The following is a 15963-nucleotide window of genomic DNA, read 5'->3' on the forward strand; positions in this document are numbered from 1 at the left end:
CGGGAGGGTGCAGGGTGAGAGCGCCGTGGTGAGTTCGCGGGTGTGGACGATCCCCAACATGCTCAGCTTCCTCCGGCTCGCGCTGGTCCCGGTGTTCCTGTGGCTGGTCATCGTCGGGGAGGACGGCTTCGCCCTGCTCGTGCTGGTGTTCTCCAGCGTGACCGACTTCCTCGACGGTTTCCTCGCCCGCCGCCTGCACCAGGTGTCGCGACTCGGGCAGCTGCTCGACCCCGCCGCCGACCGGCTCTACATCTTCGCGGCGCTCATCGGGCTGTGCTGGCGCGAGGTCATCCCGTGGTGGCTCTTCGTGGTCATCGTGGCCCGGGATGTGATGCTCGCCGTCCTCGGCGTGATCCTCGCGAACAACGGCTTCGGCCCGCTTCCCGTCCACCATCTGGGAAAAGTGGCCACCTTCTGCCTGTTCTGGGCGCTCCCTCTGCTCATGCTGGGGGAGGCGTTCGCGCCCCTCGCCCCCTTCTCCCTCCCGCTCGGCTGGGCCTTCGCGCTGTGGGGCGCGTTCCTGTACTGGTGGGCCGGCATCCTGTACATCCGGGAGACGGCACGGGTAATCCGCCTTCCGGCCGATGACACGGGCCCGCGATCGGATACGCTGGACGGCAAGGAGGTAGACGGTGCCTGAAGACATTCACCCGAACGGTCCGGCCGACGGAGCCGATGACGCCGCCAAGGGCCCCCTGCGGGACGCGGCGGGCAACGAGGACACGACCGCGCGTTTCGGCGAGGAGTTCATCTCGAAGATGTACCCCTCGGGCGAGGTGTCGCCGGAGGAGCAGGAGGCCATCGCCGCCCTGCCGTCCGGCTCCGCCCTGCTGATCGTGCGACGGGGGCCGAACTCGGGCGCCCGCTTCCTCCTCGATGCCGACGTCACGACGGCCGGCCGCCATCCCAACGCGGACATCTTCCTCGACGACGTGACGGTCTCGCGCCGCCACGCGGAGTTCACCCGCCGCGGCACCTCCTTCGAGGTGCGCGATCTTGGCTCCCTCAACGGGACGTACTACGACGGCGTCCGGATCGAGAGCGCGCTCCTCGCCGACTCGGCCGAGGTGCAGATCGGCAAGTTCCGCCTCACGTTCTACGCCTCGCGTCACGACCTCGCCGCAGCGGCGAACGGCTAGTGGCCCGGCCGGCCACCAGGGCCGCCGACGGCGCTCCGGCCCTGCTCAGCATCGGCCAGGTCCTCGCACGGCTCACCCCCGAGTTCCCGGACCTGTCGTCGTCGAAGCTGCGCTTCCTCGAGGAGCGCGGGCTGGTGTCGCCGGCTCGGACGCCCTCGGGCTATCGCAAGTTCTCGTCGACCGATGTCGAGCGGCTGCGCGCCGTGCTCGCGATGCAGCGCGACCACTACCTGCCGCTGAAGGTCATCAAGAAGTACTTCGCCGACCTCGACGCCGGGCTGGACCCGGCGTTCCCGGGCACCGCACCGACGGGGTCCATCCTCGCGGGCACGCGCCGCTACCGCCGCGACGAGCTGCTCCGTGAGGCGGGTGCCGACGCCGAACTGCTGCAGGATGCGGTGAGCGCCTCGCTGCTGCCCGCGTCCGATGCCTACGGCGACGAGGCGCTGACCGTGCTGCGGGCGCTCGCCGAGCTGCGTCGCAGCGGAATCGAGCCGCGGCACCTCCGCGGATTCCGTGCGGCGGCGGAGCGCGAGATCGGACTCATCGAGACCGCGCTCGTCCCGATCGCGCGCCGCAACGACGTGAGCAGCAAGGCCAGGACGGCCGAACTCGCCCGCGAGATCGCGGCGCAGCTCGACGTCGTGCGCGGCAGCATCATCCGCTCGTCCATCGCCCGGCTGCGGCCGTGACGGCCCCCGCGCCTCGACACGCCGAAACCGAAAGGGCGGATGTCGTTGCCCGGCGACCGCCGCATGGGTACCGTGGATGAAGCGACGCGGATGCGACGCGCGATCCACAACCCGGGGTGAGAGGCGAACAACATGAGCGAACTGAGTCGTGAAGACGGCGTCGCCCGGTACGACCTCGGACTCCTCTTCACCGACGGCCTTCCCGAGATGGACGATGTGAACGGCTACCGCGGTGCGGTCGCCGCCCGCGCGGCCGGCATCTCGTACCGCCAGCTCGACTATTGGGCCCGCACCGGACTGGTCGAGCCGACCGTCCGCGGCGCCGCCGGGTCCGGGTCGCAGCGCCTCTACGGCTTCCGCGACATCCTCGTGCTGAAGCTCGTGAAGCGCCTGCTCGACACCGGCATCTCACTGCAGCAGATCCGCACCGCGGTCAACCAGCTGCGCGAGTCGGGCGTGAACGATCTCGCCCAGACCACGCTGATGAGCGACGGCGCGAGCGTGTACCTGTGCACGTCCAACGATGAGGTCATCGACCTGGTCAGCCGCGGCCAGGGCGTCTTCGGCATCGCCGTCGGCAAGGTGCTGCGCGAGGTCGAGTCGAGCCTCGTCGAGCTGGACACGCAGACGGACGCCATGGACGAGCTCGCCGCTCGTCGCGCCGCGCGCACCCGCGCCTCCTAGCCCCCCGCCTCGCGCTCCGCACCTCCGTCGAGTCCGCAAAGATTGCACGCTCCGGACCCCGGAAGCGTGGAATTTGTGCGGACTCGACGGAGGGCGTGAGCCCGGGTCAGGAGGGGGCGTTCGCGTACTCGCCGATGCGGGCGGTGCGCAGCACGCGCTCCAGCAGCAGGTCGAAGTTGTGCGCCATCTCCTGGGCGCTCTCGCCCGGCCAGACGTGCAGCGGCTTCGCCGCGCCCTGCGCCTGCTGCAGCGACGTTCGCTCCGGCAGCTGGGGCGACAGCACGAGCGGCCCGAACATGTCGCGCAGCTCCTTGATGCGGAACTGGTGCTCCAGGGACTGCACACGCGCGCGGTTGACGATGATGCCGAGCGGCTGGAGGCGCGGGGAGAGTCCCCGGCGGATCTCCTCGATCGCGCGCAGCGCGCGGTCGGCGGCGGCCACGGAGAAGAGTCCGGGCTCGGTCACGACGGCGACGCGGTCGCTCGCCGCCCACGCCGTCCTGGTCAGTGCGTTGAGCGACGGCGCGCAGTCGATGAGGACGAGCTCGTAGTCGTGCTCGACGTTGGCGAGCGCCTCCTCGAGCTTCCAGATGTCGCGGATGCTCGGGTGCGGCCCGTCGAAGTTGATCGCGGACGGGCTGCCGATCATGACGTCGATCGTGCCGGAGCGGCCCTTCGTCCAGCCGGACGGGGCGATCGCCGCGCGCACGATCTTCTCCTTGGGGGAGGCGAGCACGTCGGCGACGTTGAGGTGACCGGCGACCTGGATGTCCATGCCGGTCGAGACATCCGACTGCGGGTCGAGGTCCACGACCAGCGTCCTGAGGCCCTTCGCGAACGCCGCCGACGCCAGACCGAGCGTCACCGTCGTCTTTCCGACACCGCCCTTGAGGGAGCTAACGCTGAGTACGTGCACGAGAGCCACGTTACCTTCACTAGTCTTAGAGAACCTAACCGTTTGCTGTGTGGTGTCGACCCCTGCTCGAAAGGTCCCCATGTTCCGAAAGATCCTCGTTGCCAACCGCGGTGAAATCGCCATCCGGGCCTTCCGGGCCGCGTACGAGCTCGGCGCCGAGACGGTCGCCGTCTTCCCGTATGAAGATCGCAATTCGATGCATCGCTTGAAGGCGGACGAGGCCTACCAGATCGGCGAGCCGGGGCACCCGGTTCGCGCCTACCTGGATGTGGACGAGATCATCCGCGTCGCGAAGGAATCCGGCGCTGACGCCATCTACCCCGGCTACGGCTTCCTCTCCGAGAACCCGGACCTGGCGGAGGCGGCCCGTGCGGCCGGCATCACCTTCATCGGCCCGTCCGCGTCCGTCCTCGAGATGGCCGGAAACAAGGTCACCGCGAAGGAGCACGCGATCGCCGCGGGCGTCCCCGTCCTCAAGTCCACCCCGCCGTCGCGCGACATCGACGAGCTGCTCGCGGGCGCGGACGAGATCGGCTTCCCCATCTTCGCGAAGGCGGTCGCCGGCGGCGGCGGACGAGGGATGCGCCGGGTCGCGAGCAAGGACGACCTCCGCGGTGCGCTCGAGGAGGCCATGCGCGAGGCGGACAGCGCCTTCGGCGACCCCACGATGTTCCTGGAGCAGGCCGTGCTCCGCCCCCGCCACATCGAGGTGCAGATCCTCGCCGACAACGACGGCGACACGATGCACCTGTTCGAGCGCGACTGCTCGGTGCAGCGCCGCCACCAGAAGGTCGTCGAGATCGCTCCGGCCCCGAACCTGTCGGAGGACATCCGGCAGGCGCTCTACCGCGACGCCGTCGCGTTCGCCCGCTCGATCGGGTACCAGAACGCGGGCACCGTGGAGTTCCTGCTCGACACGGCGGGCGAGCGCGCCGGCCAGCACGTGTTCATCGAGATGAACCCGCGCATCCAGGTCGAGCACACGGTCACCGAGGAGATCACCGACGTCGACCTCGTCCAGTCGCAGATCCGCATCGCCGCGGGGGAGACGCTGGCCGACCTCGGCCTCAGCCAGGAGACGGTCCACATCCGCGGGGCGGCGCTGCAGTGCCGCATCACCACGGAGGACCCGACGGCCGGCTTCCGGCCCGACACCGGCAAGATCACGACGTATCGCTCGCCGGGCGGCGCGGGCATCCGCCTCGACGGCGGCACCATCAACCCCGGCGCCCAGATCAGCCCGCACTTCGACTCGATGCTGGCGAAGCTCATCTGCCGTGGCCGCGACTTCCCGGCCGCCGTCCTGCGCGCGCGCCGCGCCCTCGCCGAGTTCCGCGTTCGCGGCGTCGCGACGAACATCCCGTTCCTGCAGGCGGTCATGGAGGACCCGGACTTCATCGCAGGCAACGTCTCCACCTCCTTCATCGAGGAGCGCCCGGAGCTGTTCAAGGGCCGCGCGTCGAAGGACCGCGGCACCAAGGTGCTCAACTGGCTCGCCGACGTCACCGTCAACCAGCCCAACGGACCGCGTCCGCTGAGCGCAGACCCGGCCGAGAAGCTCCCGGAGATCGACCTGAGCGCCCCTGCTCCCGCCGGCTCGCGGCAGCGCCTGCTCGAGCTCGGCCCGGCCGGCTTCGCCGAGGCCCTGCGCGCGCAGAAGGCGCTGGCGGTCACCGAGACCACCTTCCGCGACGCGCACCAGTCGCTGCTCGCCACCCGCGTGCGCACCCGCGACCTGGTCGCGGTCGCGCCGTACGTCGCGCGGATGACGCCGGAGCTCCTCTCGGTCGAGGCCTGGGGAGGCGCGACCTACGATGTCGCGCTCCGCTTCCTCGGCGAGGACCCGTGGGAGCGTCTGGCCACGCTGCGCGAGGCGCTGCCGAACATCAACATCCAGATGCTGCTGCGCGGCCGCAACACCGTCGGCTACACCCCATACCCGACCCAGGTGACGGACGCCTTCGTGCGCGAGGCCGCGGCGACCGGCGTGGACATCTTCCGCATCTTCGACGCCCTCAACGACGTGTCGCAGATGCGTCCGGCGATCGAGTCCGTGCTCGCCACCGGGTCGGCGATCGCCGAGGTCGCGGTCTGCTACACCGGCGACCTGCTCGACCCGGCGGAGGACCTCTACACCCTGGACTACTACCTCCAGCTCGCCGAGCAGATCGTCGAGTCCGGTGCGCACATCCTCGCCATCAAGGACATGGCGGGTCTGCTGCGCCCGTCGGCCGCCGAGAAGCTCGTCGCGGCCTTCCGCGAGCGGTTTGACCTCCCGGTCCACGTGCACACGCACGACACCCCGGGCGGCCAGCTCGCGACGCTCCTCGCCGCCTCGCGCGCCGGAGCGGACGCGGTGGATGTGGCCAGCGCCCCGATGGCGGGCACGACCAGCCAGCCGAGCGCGTCGGCCCTGGTCGCCGCCCTCGCCCACACCGAGCGCGACACCGGCATCTCCCTGACCGCGGTCGAGGACCTCGAGCCGTACTGGGAGGCCGTCCGCCAGGTGTACCGGCCGTTCGAGTCCGGCCTGCCCGGGCCGACGGGCCGCGTGTACAAGCACGAGATCCCCGGCGGCCAGCTCTCCAACCTGCGCCAGCAGGCGAAGGCGCTCGGCCTGGCGGAGGACTTCGAGCTCGTCGAGGACATGTACGCGGCCGCCAACCGCATCCTGGGGCGCATCCCCAAGGTGACGCCGTCGTCGAAGGTCGTCGGCGACCTCGCGCTGCACCTCGCAGCGGTCAGGGCCGACCCGGACGACTTCGCCGAGAACCCGCAGAACTACGACATCCCGGACTCGGTCGTCGGCTTCATGGCGGGGGAGCTGGGCGAGCTGCCCGGGGGATGGCCGGAGCCGTTCCGCACGAAGGTGCTCGCGGGCAAGACCGTCAAGGTGGGCGTCGAGGACCTCTCGGCCGACGACAGCAGCGCGCTCGAGGGATCGAGCGAGGAGCGCCGTGCGACCCTCAACCGCCTGCTCTTCCCCGCTCCCACCCGGATCTACGAGCAGATGCGCGAGCTCTTCGGCGACCTCTCCGTCGTCGACACCCTCGACTACCTCTACGGTCTCAAGCAGGGCTCGGAGCACGTCATCGAGTTCAGCCGCGGCGTGCGCCTGTACGTCGGCCTCGAGGCCATCGGCGAGGCGGACGAGAAGGGCATGCGCACGGTCATGACCACGCTCAACGGCCAGCTGCGGCCGGTGTTCGTGCGCGACCGCAGCATCGTCGTCGAGACCAAGGCCGCCGAGAAGGCGGACACGGCGAAGCCGGGCCAGGTGGCCGCGCCGTTCTCGGGCGTCGTCACGCTGCAGGTCGCCGTCGGCGACGCGGTCGCGGCGGGTCAGGCGGTCGCCTCGATCGAGGCGATGAAGATGGAGGCCGCCATCACGGCACCCGTCGCCGGGACCATCGAGCGGCTCGCCATCCCGAAGACCCAGCAGGTCGACGCGGGCGACCTGCTCGTGGTGATCCAGCCCGCCTGATCGGGATGCGCATGACCGCCCCGGCCCGGGGCGGCCTACAATGACGAGTCGGCGGGACACTCCCGCGGCAGAAGGAGGACGAGACGACGTGGCAGACAGGTCCGACGCCGACGCGCCCGAGGAGCGCGCCCCGCGCGACCTCGTGCCCGCGGATGACGAGCTGACGCCTGCGCGCCCGTTCGAGCCGACGCCGTCGCCGACGCCGTCGCGGGAGCCGGTGCTGGATGTGGAGTCGACGCTGAGCATCGCCGTCGACCTCCCGCCGACGCCGCCCCGGGAGATCCCGGAGGACGAGGCGGCCGTCGCGATCGACGACGTGCCGGTCGACCCCGGCTTCGTCGCGTCGCCCGCGGAGCCGACCACCATGTCGGTCGCCATCGTCGCCTCCCGCCTCGCCGCGACGCCCGAGGCGCCGGAGGGCGCGGCGGAGGTGCCGCCGCTCCCGGCGGCCGACGCCTACGCCGGGTCGCGCCGCGACCGCCTGCGCGGCGAGCAGTCCGGCCAGCCGGAGCCCGCCGCGATGCTGACCGCGGATCGCCTCCTGGAGGTCAACCGGAAGACGCGCCCCGGTCCGGAGGGCCCGTGGCAGCGCTTCGTCTACAACGTCACCTTCCGCACGGTGAACCTCGGCGACTCCGCCAAGGTGCGCGCGCGCAAGGAACTCGACCACCGCATCCAGAAGCACTTCGAGGGCGGCGCCCGCTTCGTGCCCGTGCTCACGCGCAAGGGCGGCGTCGGCAAGACCACCGTCACCACGCTGCTCGGGATGGCGCTGGCGTCCGCCCGCGAGGACCGCATCATCGCCATCGACGCGAACCCGGACCGCGGGACGCTCTCGGAGCGGGTGCCGCGGCAGACCCGTTCGACCGTGCGGGACGTGGTGCACAAGGCGGCCAGCATCGGCGGCTTCACCGACTTCTCGGCACTGGTCTCGCGCGACGAGACGCGCCTCGACATCCTCGCGTCCGACACCGACCCGATGCTCTCGGAGGCGTTCGACGAGAACGACTACAACGTCGTCGCCGACCTCTCCGCGCGGTTCTACTCGATCGTGCTCACCGACTGCGGCACCGGCATCGTCCACTCGGTCATGCGCGCGACCCTGCAGCGCGCCGACTCCCTGGTCATCGTGTCCGGCGGCAGCGTGGATGAGGCGCGGCTGGCCTCCGAGACGCTCACCTGGCTGGAGGCGAACGGTTACGGCGAGCTCGTCCGCAACGCCGTCGTCGCGCTGAACACCGCCACGCACGCCACGAACCTGGTGAAGCTGGAGGAGATCGAGGCGCACTTCCGCTCGCGGGTGCGCGAGATCGTCCGCGTCCCGTACGACCCGCAGCTCGCCGCCGGCTCGGTGGTGTCGTGGAAGGACCTCAAGCCGCTGACCCGCCTCTCGGCGCGCACGCTGGCCGCTCTCGTCGTCGAGGGCCTGCCGGCGGAGCGCGACTGAGCATCCCGACCGTCCGCCCGATCCACCGAGGAGTACCTGTGACCGAGCGTCAGATCCGCCTGTTCGGCGACCCCGTGCTGAAGACCCCGTCCGATCCGATCGGCGAGATCGACGACGGCGTGCGCGGGCTGGTCGAAGACCTGGTGGACAGCGTCCTCCCGCCGGGCCGCGCGGGCGTCGCCGCCCCGCAGATCGGCGTCAACGAGCGTGCGTTCAGCTACAACGTCGACGGAACGGTGGGCTACGTCATCAACCCGGTCCTCGTCGAGGTGTCGGGGGAGCCGGAGCTGATGGACGAGGGCTGCCTCTCGGTGCCCGGCCTGTGGTTCAAGACGCTCCGCTATCCCTTCGCTCGCGTGACGGGCATCGACCTCGACGGCAACGAGATCGAGGTCTCGGGCACGGGCGTGCTCGCGCAGGCGCTGCAGCACGAGACCGACCACCTCGACGGCACGCTCTACCTGGACCGGCTCGACAAGGAGAGCCGCCGCGAGGCGATGAAGCAGGTCCGCGAGTCGGACTGGTTCTGACGCTGCCAGGCGCGCGGCGCTCATAGACTGGCCGTATGCGAATCGCGGTCACCGGAGGATCGGGCAAGCTCGGACGCACTGTCGTGCGCGAGCTGCGGAAGTCGGGGGACGTCGTCGTCTCCCTGGACGCGGCGGGGGAGCGCGGTCCCGGCTTCGTCCGGGTCGACCTCACCGACTACGGGCAGACGGTGGATGCGATCTTCGGGGTCAACGACGAGCACGACGGCTTCGACGCGATCGTGCACCTGGCGGCCGTCCCGGCGCCGGGCATCCTGACCGATGTGGCCACGTTCCACAACAACATCCGGGTCACCTACAACGTGTTCCAGGCCGCTCGCCGGGCCGGCATCCGGAATGTCGTGTACGCGTCGAGCGAGACCGTCCTGGGCCTGCCGTTCGACGTGCCGCCGCCGTACATCCCCGTCGATGAGGACTACCCCGCGCGGCCGGAGAGCACCTACTCCCTGGTGAAGCACCTCGAGGAGCAGATGGCGATCGAGCTGGTGCGCTGGGATCCCGCGTTGAAGATCGTGGCGCTGCGCTTCTCCAACGTGATGGATCCGGAGGACTACGCCGCGTTCCCCGCATTCGACGACGACCCGTGGGCGCGCAAGTGGAACCTGTGGGGCTACATCGACGCCCGCGACGGCGCCCAGGCCATTCGCCGGGCGCTGGAGTGGGACACGACCGGGTTCGACCGGTTCATCATCGCCGCCGCCGACACCGTGATGAGCCGCCCCAACGACGAGCTCGTCGCCGAGGTGTTCCCCGGTGTGCCGCTGAAGCGCGAGCTGGGCGTCAACGACACGCTGCTGTCGATCGACAAGGCGCGCCGCATCCTCGGCTACGCGCCCGAGCACTCCTGGCGCGACGAGGTCTGAGACTTCGCTCCCTCCCTCGCGATTCGTGCCGAAACCTCGAGATTCGTCACGAACCGCGCGCATTCGTGACGAATCAGCCGCAGCATGCACTGCGGGAGACGGTTGTGGATGGACGACTTCTCCACAGATTCGGCCGCTCGGCCTTGCGACACCCGGCCTGACGAGACGATGAAGCATGCGAGGCAATCGAACGCTGACTGCGTCGGCGACCACACGCGTGGCACGGCCCGCCGATCCGCTGCGCCCTTTCCACGGGGTTCGCGTCGCGATCGCGCCGACCAGCGTCCGTTCACTCTGTCATGCCTATCTTCCACTCCTGCCGGAAGGGGCCTTCTTCAGCCATCAGACCGCGGCCGAGTTGCTGGGCGTTCCGCTTCCCGCCGACGTCACGGACGGAGCGCTGCACGTCTCGGTATCCTTCCCGCGCACGCCGCCGCGCGGCCGGGGCGTGATCGGGCACAGTCTGGGAGTACTCTCCGGTGAGTCGGTCGACGGGCTGCCCGTCTGCTCACCGGAGCTCGTGTGGTGCCAGCTGTCGACGGTGCTCGGTGCACTGGACCTCGTCGCGGCCGGAGATCATCTGGTGGGCGCGCGCTCGCGTGACGCTCAGACGGATGTCGGTGCCCTCAGCGATGCAGTCGATCAGTGCAGCGGAACGAAGGGCGCGCGCGCACGAGCGTGGGCGCTCCCGCGCATCCGTGTCGGCGCCGACTCGCGGCCAGAGACGCTCCTTCGACTGCTGCTGGAAGAACTCGGATTCTGCGACCTCGAAGTCAACAGCCCGGTCGTCGTCGACAGCGGCAGACTGACCCTTCATCCGGACCTCAGCATCCGCGAGCGGCGGATCGCGTTCGAGTACGAGGGTGACGGCCATCGGGAGCGACGGCAGTGGGGCGTCGACATCAGACGTCACGAGCACTTCGAAGCCGAAGGGTGGCGGATCGTCCGTGTCACCGCGGACGATCTCTTCCACAATCGTGACGCCTTAGTCTCTCGTCTCGCGCGATTCGTGACGAATGACGCCTGTTCGGCACGAACGAGCGCGATTCGTGTCGAATCGTGAAGGGGAAGGGGGGCGTCAGTGGGCGAGCGAGAAGCCCTCGGTGCGGGGGTTGTCGCTGTAGATGCCGTCGATCACGTCGGCGAAGTCGGCGAGGATGACGTTCCGCTTGATGCTCATCTTCGGCGTGAGGTGGCCGCTCGCCTCACTCAGCTCCGTCGCGAGCACCACGAACTTGCGGACGCTCTCGGCCCGCGAGACGCCCGCGTTCGCGTGGTCGATGGCGCGCTGGATCTCAGCGTGGACCGCCGGGTTGACCGAGGCTTCGGCGAGGGTCATGTCCTTGTCCTCGCCGTTGTTGGCGAGCCAGGTCGGCAGCATCTCCGTGTCGAGCGTGATGAGCGCGGAGATGAACGGCTTCTGGTCGCCCACCACGATCACCTGACTCACCAGAGGGTTCGACCGGATCGGGTCCTCGAGCGCTGCGGGCGAGACGTTCTTGCCGCCGGCGGTGACGATGATCTCCTTCTTGCGGCCCGTGATGGTGAGGAATCCGTCGTCGTCGAACGCGCCGAGGTCGCCGGTGCGGAACCAGCCGTCGTCGAACGCGGCCGCGGTCGCCTCCGGGTTCTTCCAGTACTCCTTGAAGACGTTGATGCCGCGCACCTCGATCTCGCCGTCGTCCGCGAGACGCAGGTCGACGCCGGGCAGCGCCGGGCCGACCGTGCCGATGCGGAAGGAGTCCGGCCTGTTCACGGTGGCGGGCGCCGTGGTCTCGGTGAGACCGTATCCCTCGAGGACCTTGATTCCGAGGCTGTGATAGAAGTGGCCGAGGTGCGAACCCAGCGGGGCGGAGCCGGACACGGCGAACTTCACGCGGCCGCCCATCGCGGCGCGGAGCTTGGAGTAGACCAGGCGGTCGTACAGCGCGAACTTGAGCTTCAGCCCGAAGGGCACCGAACCGGCCTCGACGGCCTTCGAGTGCTCGACGGCGACTTCGGCGGCGGCGCGGAAGATCCTGCCGCGGCCCCCGGACTCCGCCTTCTGCTCCGCCGAGTTGTAGACCTTCTCGAAGACCCGCGGCACGGCCAGCAGGAACGTGGGCTTGAAGCTGCCCAGCGCGGGCAGCAGCTGCTTGGTGTCGGCCTGGTGGCCGACCTTCACACCGCCGGTGACGCAGAGAACGGCGATGAAGCGCGCGAAGACGTGCGCGGTGGTGATGAAGAGCAGAGTGGATGCGCCGCCCGGCTGCTGCACGACCTGCTTGAGCGCCTCGGCCGAGTTGCGCGAGAGCTCGACGAAGTTCGAGTGGGTGAGGACGCATCCCTTCGGCCGTCCGGTCGAGCCGGAGGTGTAGATCAGCGTGCCGATGTCGGATCCCTTGGCGATGCGGCGGCGACGCTCGATCTCCTCGTCGGGCACGCCGACGCCCGCGGCGGCCAGCTTGTCCAGGTCGCCGAGGTGCAGCTGCCAGACGGTGCTGATGTCGGGGAGCTCCGGGTGCACCTCGTCGAAGCGCGCGTGCATCTCGGCGTTCTCGAGGAACACCGCGATGGCGCCGGAGTCGGACATGTTCCACTGGATCTGGGTGGGGGAGGACGTCTCGTAGATCGGCACAAGCACGGCCCCGGCGAACCAGACGGCGAAGTCGATCAGCGTCCACTCGTACCGCGTCTTCGACATCAGCCCGATCTTGTCGCCGGGCTGGATGCCTGCGGCCACCAGGCCTTTCGCGAGAGCGATCACCTGGCGGTGGAACTCTGCGGTCGTGATGTCGCGCCATCCGTCGCCGTCGGGCAGGCTGAACAGCGGCTGGTCCGGCGTCTGCGCCACGCGGTCCACGAGCAGGTCGGTGGCGTTGGCGTCCGGGTCTGCTGGGACGATCGCGGGGGTCAGGATCTCTTTCACGGTAGCTCCCTCGGTACCGGCGGGCGGGCGTTCGGCCGAATGGCTGGGGGCGATTCGGTTGATTACACTCTAGATGGTCCCGCTGTGGCTCGCCCGAGACCCGGCCCGACCGCCCCTCCCTCTGACCATCCCTCCAGGAAGGCCCCCACGTGCACGCCATCGGCATCGACATCGGAGGGACCAAGATCGCAGGAGCCCTCGTCGACGAGCTCGGAACGATCGTCCGGGAGGACCGCGTCCCCACCGACGCGACGCGTCCGGAGGAGATCGAGAACGCCGTCGTCGCGATGGTCGAGCGCCTCAGTGACGGGCCGGAGGAGATCGCCGGCGCCGGAGTCGCTGCGGCGGGATTCATCGACGCGGCGCAGTCGACCGTGTACTACGCGCCCAACATCAACTGGCGCCACGAGCCCTTCCGGGAGAAGCTCGAGGAGCGCCTCGACATCCCGGTCATCATCGAGAACGACGCGAACGCGGCCGGCTGGGCCGAGTTCCGGTACGGCGCGGGCCGACTCGTCTCCGACATGGTGGTCCTCACCATCGGGACGGGCGTCGGCGGGGCGATCGTCAGCAACGACCGGCTGTTTCGCGGCGGGTTCGGCGCCGGAGCCGAGATCGGGCACATGCGGGTCGTCCCCGGCGGCCTGCCCTGCGGCTGCGGCGCGCACGGCTGCATCGAGCAGTACGGATCGGGCCGCGCGCTGCAGCGCATGGCGAACGAGCTGGCGGACGCCGGCGGCATCGGCCAGGGGCTCGCGGACGTGCGCGCGAGGACCGGCGCGCTGACCGGAACGGACATCAGCGCACTGATCACCGCGGGCGACCCGGGCGCCCTCGCAGCGCTTCGGCAGCTGGGCGACTGGCTCGGGCAGGCCTGCGCGAGCCTCGGCGCCATCCTCGACCCTCAGCTGTTCGTCTTCGGCGGCGGTGTCGCGCAGGCCGGCGAACTGCTGCTGGAGCCCATCCGCCTGGCGTACCTGGAGAACCTGCCCGCCCGCGGCTTCCATCCGGAGCCCGAGTTCGCGATCGCGGAGCTGGTGAACGACGCCGGCGTGGTGGGCGCGGCCGATCTGGCACGACTGCACGCATCCTCGCTCTAGGCGCACCGCGGGGATAGGCTTCGGTTCGATGTTCTACTGGCTGATGAAGTACGTGATCGCGGGGCCGTTGCTGCGCGGGATCTTCCGGCCGTGGGTGGTCGGGCTCGAGAACATCCCTGCCGACGGGCCGGTGATCCTGGCGAGCAATCATCTGTCGTTCATCGACTCGATCTTCCTGCCGCTCGAGGTCGACCGGCACGTCTCGTTCCTCGCGAAGAGCGACTACTTCACCCGCAGGGGACTGAAGGGATGGGCGACAAAGGCGTTCATGAACGCGACCGGCCAGCTGCCCATCGACCGCTCCGGCGGCAAGGCCTCGGAGGCGTCGCTCAACACCGGGCTCGCCGTGCTGGCCCGCGGCGAGATCCTCGGCATCTATCCGGAGGGCACGCGCAGTCCCGACGGCAAGCTCTACCGCGGGCGGACGGGCGTCGCGCGGATGATCCTGGAGGCCGGCGTCCCCGTCGTGCCCGTCGCGATGGTCGACACCGCCCGGATCATGCCGATCGGCCGGCGCCTGCCGAAGATCGGGCGCATCGGGATCATCGTGGGGGAGCCCCTGGACTTCTCGCGGTTCGACGGGATGGAAGGCGACCGCTTCATCCTGCGCTCGGTCACCGACGAGATCATGTACGAACTGCAGCGCCTGGGCGACCAGGAGTACGTCGACGTGTACGCCAGCACGGTCAAGGAGAAGCGGGCGACGCTGTCACAGTAGGACGGCCCCCACGGCTTTCGCGATAGGCTCGGATATCCCATCCATCCCTTGAGTGAGCGGAAGACCAGTGCTACAGACCACAGAGCCCGTCGTGCGACCTGACGAGTCCGTGATCGAGGGCCTGGAGTATTGGCGCACGCTCCCGATCAAGCAGCAGCCGGCCTGGCCGGACCCGGAGGCCGCGGCCGCCGCGTCCGCTGAGATCGCCACCCTCCCGCCGCTGGTGTTCGCCGGCGAGGTCGACCAGCTGCGGACCCGGCTGGCCCGGGCCGCCGAGGGCGAGGCGTTCCTGCTGCAGGGCGGCGACTGCGCCGAGACCTTCGCCGGGGCGACAGCGGATGCGATCCGCAACCGCGTCAAGACCGTGCTGCAGATGGCCGTCGTCTTGACCTACGGCGCCTCGGTGCCCGTCATCAAGATGGGCCGCATGGCGGGGCAGTTCGCCAAGCCGCGCTCCAGCGATACGGAGACGCGCAACGGCGTCACGCTGCCCGCCTACCGCGGCGACATCGTCAACGGCTACGACTTCACGCCGGAGTCGCGCGAGGCCGACCCCAGCCGCCTGGTGAAGGGGTACCACACCGCCGCCTCCACGCTGAACCTCATCCGCGCGTTCACGCAGGGTGGTTTCGCCGACCTGCGCCAGGTGCACAGCTGGAACCGCGGCTTCGCCGCCAACCCGGCGAATCAGCGCTACGAGGGTCTCGCCCGCGAGATCGACCGCGCCATCAAGTTCATGGAGGCGGCCGGTGCCGACTTCGACGAGTTGAAGCGCGTGGAGTTCTACTCCAGCCACGAGGCGCTGCTCATGGACTACGAGCGCCCGATGACGCGTATCGACTCCCGGACGGGCACGCCGTACAACACGTCGGCGCACTTCGTCTGGATCGGCGAGCGGACGCGCGACATCGACGGAGCGCACGTCGACTTCCTGTCGCGGGTGCGCAACCCGATCGGCGTGAAGCTGGGCCCGTCCACCTCCCGCGACGACATGCTGCGCCTGATCGACAAGCTGGACCCGGAGCGCGAGCCCGGCCGTCTGACGTTCATCACACGCATGGGCGCCGGCACGATCCGCGATGCGCTTCCTCCACTGCTCGAGGCCATCAAGCGGTCGGACGCGAAGCCGCTGTGGGTCACCGATCCGATGCACGGCAACGGTCTGACGACGCCGACCGGCTACAAGACGCGCCGGTTCGACGACGTCGTGGACGAGGTCAAGGGCTTCTTCGAGGCGCACCGCGCCGTCGGCACGAACCCGGGCGGCATCCACGTGGAGCTCACCGGCGACGACGTGACCGAGTGCCTCGGCGGCTCCGAGCACATCGACGAGGCGACGCTGGCGACGCGCTACGAGTCCCTCTGCGACCCGCGGCTCAACCACATGCAGTCGCTGGAGCTGGCATTCCTGGTGGCCGAGGAGCTCTCGGCCGGCTGAGGCGCCTGACACGGGGAAACGCCTGA

Annotated in this window: 14 protein-coding genes; 12 read left to right on the forward strand and 2 right to left on the reverse strand. The window is 69.9% G+C overall.

Features of this window, described 5'->3' with window-relative positions:
- Positions 1–7: 7 nt before the first annotated feature.
- The 4 genes from BLW09_RS06390 (at position 8) to BLW09_RS06405 (ending at position 2515) form a co-directional block, all read left to right on the forward strand.
- Positions 8–640 carry a CDP-alcohol phosphatidyltransferase family protein gene (locus BLW09_RS06390; protein ID WP_089909981.1) on the forward strand — a complete coding sequence of 211 codons (633 nt, stop codon included), beginning with the start codon at positions 8–10 and terminating at the stop codon, positions 638–640.
- Complete coding sequence (locus BLW09_RS06395; RefSeq protein ID WP_269457907.1) at positions 633–1139, forward strand: FHA domain-containing protein; 507 nt, start codon at positions 633–635, stop codon at positions 1137–1139. Before BLW09_RS06390 ends, BLW09_RS06395 begins: the two co-directional genes overlap by 8 nt.
- Entirely contained in the window at positions 1139–1831 is a 693-nt protein-coding gene (ftsR, locus tag BLW09_RS06400; RefSeq protein ID WP_089909985.1) for a transcriptional regulator FtsR, read from the forward strand. The genes BLW09_RS06395 and ftsR overlap by 1 nt, the downstream gene beginning before the upstream one ends.
- Before the next feature lie 132 nt (positions 1832–1963).
- Positions 1964–2515 (forward strand): MerR family transcriptional regulator, encoded by a 552-nt coding sequence (locus BLW09_RS06405; protein WP_018191394.1) that lies wholly within the window; start codon positions 1964–1966, stop codon positions 2513–2515.
- 106 nt (positions 2516–2621) lie between these two features.
- Here BLW09_RS06405 and BLW09_RS06410 read toward each other — a convergent pair whose 3' ends face one another.
- Entirely contained in the window at positions 2622–3431 is an 810-nt protein-coding gene (locus BLW09_RS06410; RefSeq protein ID WP_089916681.1) for a ParA family protein, read from the reverse strand.
- A 79-nt stretch (positions 3432–3510) separates the two neighbouring features.
- On the opposite strand from BLW09_RS06410, the gene BLW09_RS06415 reads away from it, so the two are divergent.
- The 5 genes from BLW09_RS06415 (at position 3511) to BLW09_RS18885 (ending at position 10836) form a co-directional block, all read left to right on the forward strand.
- Complete coding sequence (locus BLW09_RS06415) at positions 3511–6915, forward strand: pyruvate carboxylase (protein ID WP_089909988.1); 3405 nt, start codon at positions 3511–3513, stop codon at positions 6913–6915.
- Between the two features lie 88 nt (positions 6916–7003).
- Positions 7004–8362, forward strand: coding sequence for a MinD/ParA family ATP-binding protein (locus tag BLW09_RS06420; protein ID WP_089909991.1), 1359 nt, complete (start codon positions 7004–7006; stop codon positions 8360–8362).
- A gap of 38 nt (positions 8363–8400) precedes the next feature.
- The gene (gene def / locus BLW09_RS06425) at positions 8401–8892 is read left to right on the forward strand and encodes a peptide deformylase (RefSeq protein WP_089909994.1); all 492 of its coding nucleotides are present in this window, start codon (positions 8401–8403) and stop codon (positions 8890–8892) included.
- 35 nt (positions 8893–8927) lie between these two features.
- The gene (locus BLW09_RS06430) at positions 8928–9773 is read left to right on the forward strand and encodes an NAD-dependent epimerase/dehydratase family protein (RefSeq protein WP_089909997.1); all 846 of its coding nucleotides are present in this window, start codon (positions 8928–8930) and stop codon (positions 9771–9773) included.
- Positions 9774–9948: 175 nt separating this feature from the next.
- Positions 9949–10836, forward strand: coding sequence for a hypothetical protein (locus BLW09_RS18885; protein ID WP_157696909.1), 888 nt, complete (start codon positions 9949–9951; stop codon positions 10834–10836).
- Between the two features lie 15 nt (positions 10837–10851).
- Here the strand turns inward: BLW09_RS18885 and BLW09_RS06440 are convergent, their stop codons facing one another.
- Entirely contained in the window at positions 10852–12681 is a 1830-nt protein-coding gene (locus BLW09_RS06440) for an AMP-dependent synthetase/ligase (protein ID WP_089910004.1), read from the reverse strand.
- Positions 12682–12830: 149 nt separating this feature from the next.
- Here BLW09_RS06440 and BLW09_RS06445 point away from each other — a divergent pair, with 149 nt between their 5' ends.
- The 3 genes from BLW09_RS06445 to BLW09_RS06455 all read left to right on the forward strand — a co-directional run bounded on the left by BLW09_RS06445 (position 12831) and on the right by BLW09_RS06455 (position 15937).
- On the forward strand, positions 12831–13781 hold the full coding sequence (locus BLW09_RS06445) for an ROK family glucokinase (protein ID WP_089910007.1): 951 nt from the start codon (positions 12831–12833) through the stop codon (positions 13779–13781).
- Positions 13782–13809: 28 nt separating this feature from the next.
- Positions 13810–14499: a lysophospholipid acyltransferase family protein gene (locus tag BLW09_RS06450; RefSeq protein ID WP_089910011.1), complete on the forward strand. Its 690-nt coding sequence runs from the start codon at positions 13810–13812 to the stop codon at positions 14497–14499.
- A gap of 109 nt (positions 14500–14608) precedes the next feature.
- On the forward strand, positions 14609–15937 hold the full coding sequence (locus BLW09_RS06455; protein ID WP_089910014.1) for a class II 3-deoxy-7-phosphoheptulonate synthase: 1329 nt from the start codon (positions 14609–14611) through the stop codon (positions 15935–15937).
- Positions 15938–15963 lie beyond the last annotated feature (26 nt).

This window comes from Leifsonia sp. 21MFCrub1.1, from assembly GCF_900107895.1.
In the GTDB taxonomy this organism is placed as follows: Bacteria; Actinomycetota; Actinomycetes; order Actinomycetales; family Microbacteriaceae; genus Leifsonia; species Leifsonia soli.

Excerpts from the sequence above, each read along its gene's own strand:
- BLW09_RS06405 (WP_018191394.1), top strand. The coding sequence starts at position 1,964 with ATGAGCGAACTGAGTCGTGAAGACGGCGTCGCCCGGTACGACCTCGGA.
- BLW09_RS06415 (WP_089909988.1), top strand. The coding sequence starts at position 3,511 with ATGTTCCGAAAGATCCTCGTTGCCAACCGCGGTGAAATCGCCATCCGG.
- BLW09_RS06430 (WP_089909997.1), top strand. The coding sequence starts at position 8,928 with ATGCGAATCGCGGTCACCGGAGGATCGGGCAAGCTCGGACGCACTGTC.
- BLW09_RS18885 (WP_157696909.1), top strand. The coding sequence starts at position 9,949 with ATGCGAGGCAATCGAACGCTGACTGCGTCGGCGACCACACGCGTGGCA.
- BLW09_RS06450 (WP_089910011.1), top strand. The coding sequence starts at position 13,810 with ATGTTCTACTGGCTGATGAAGTACGTGATCGCGGGGCCGTTGCTGCGC.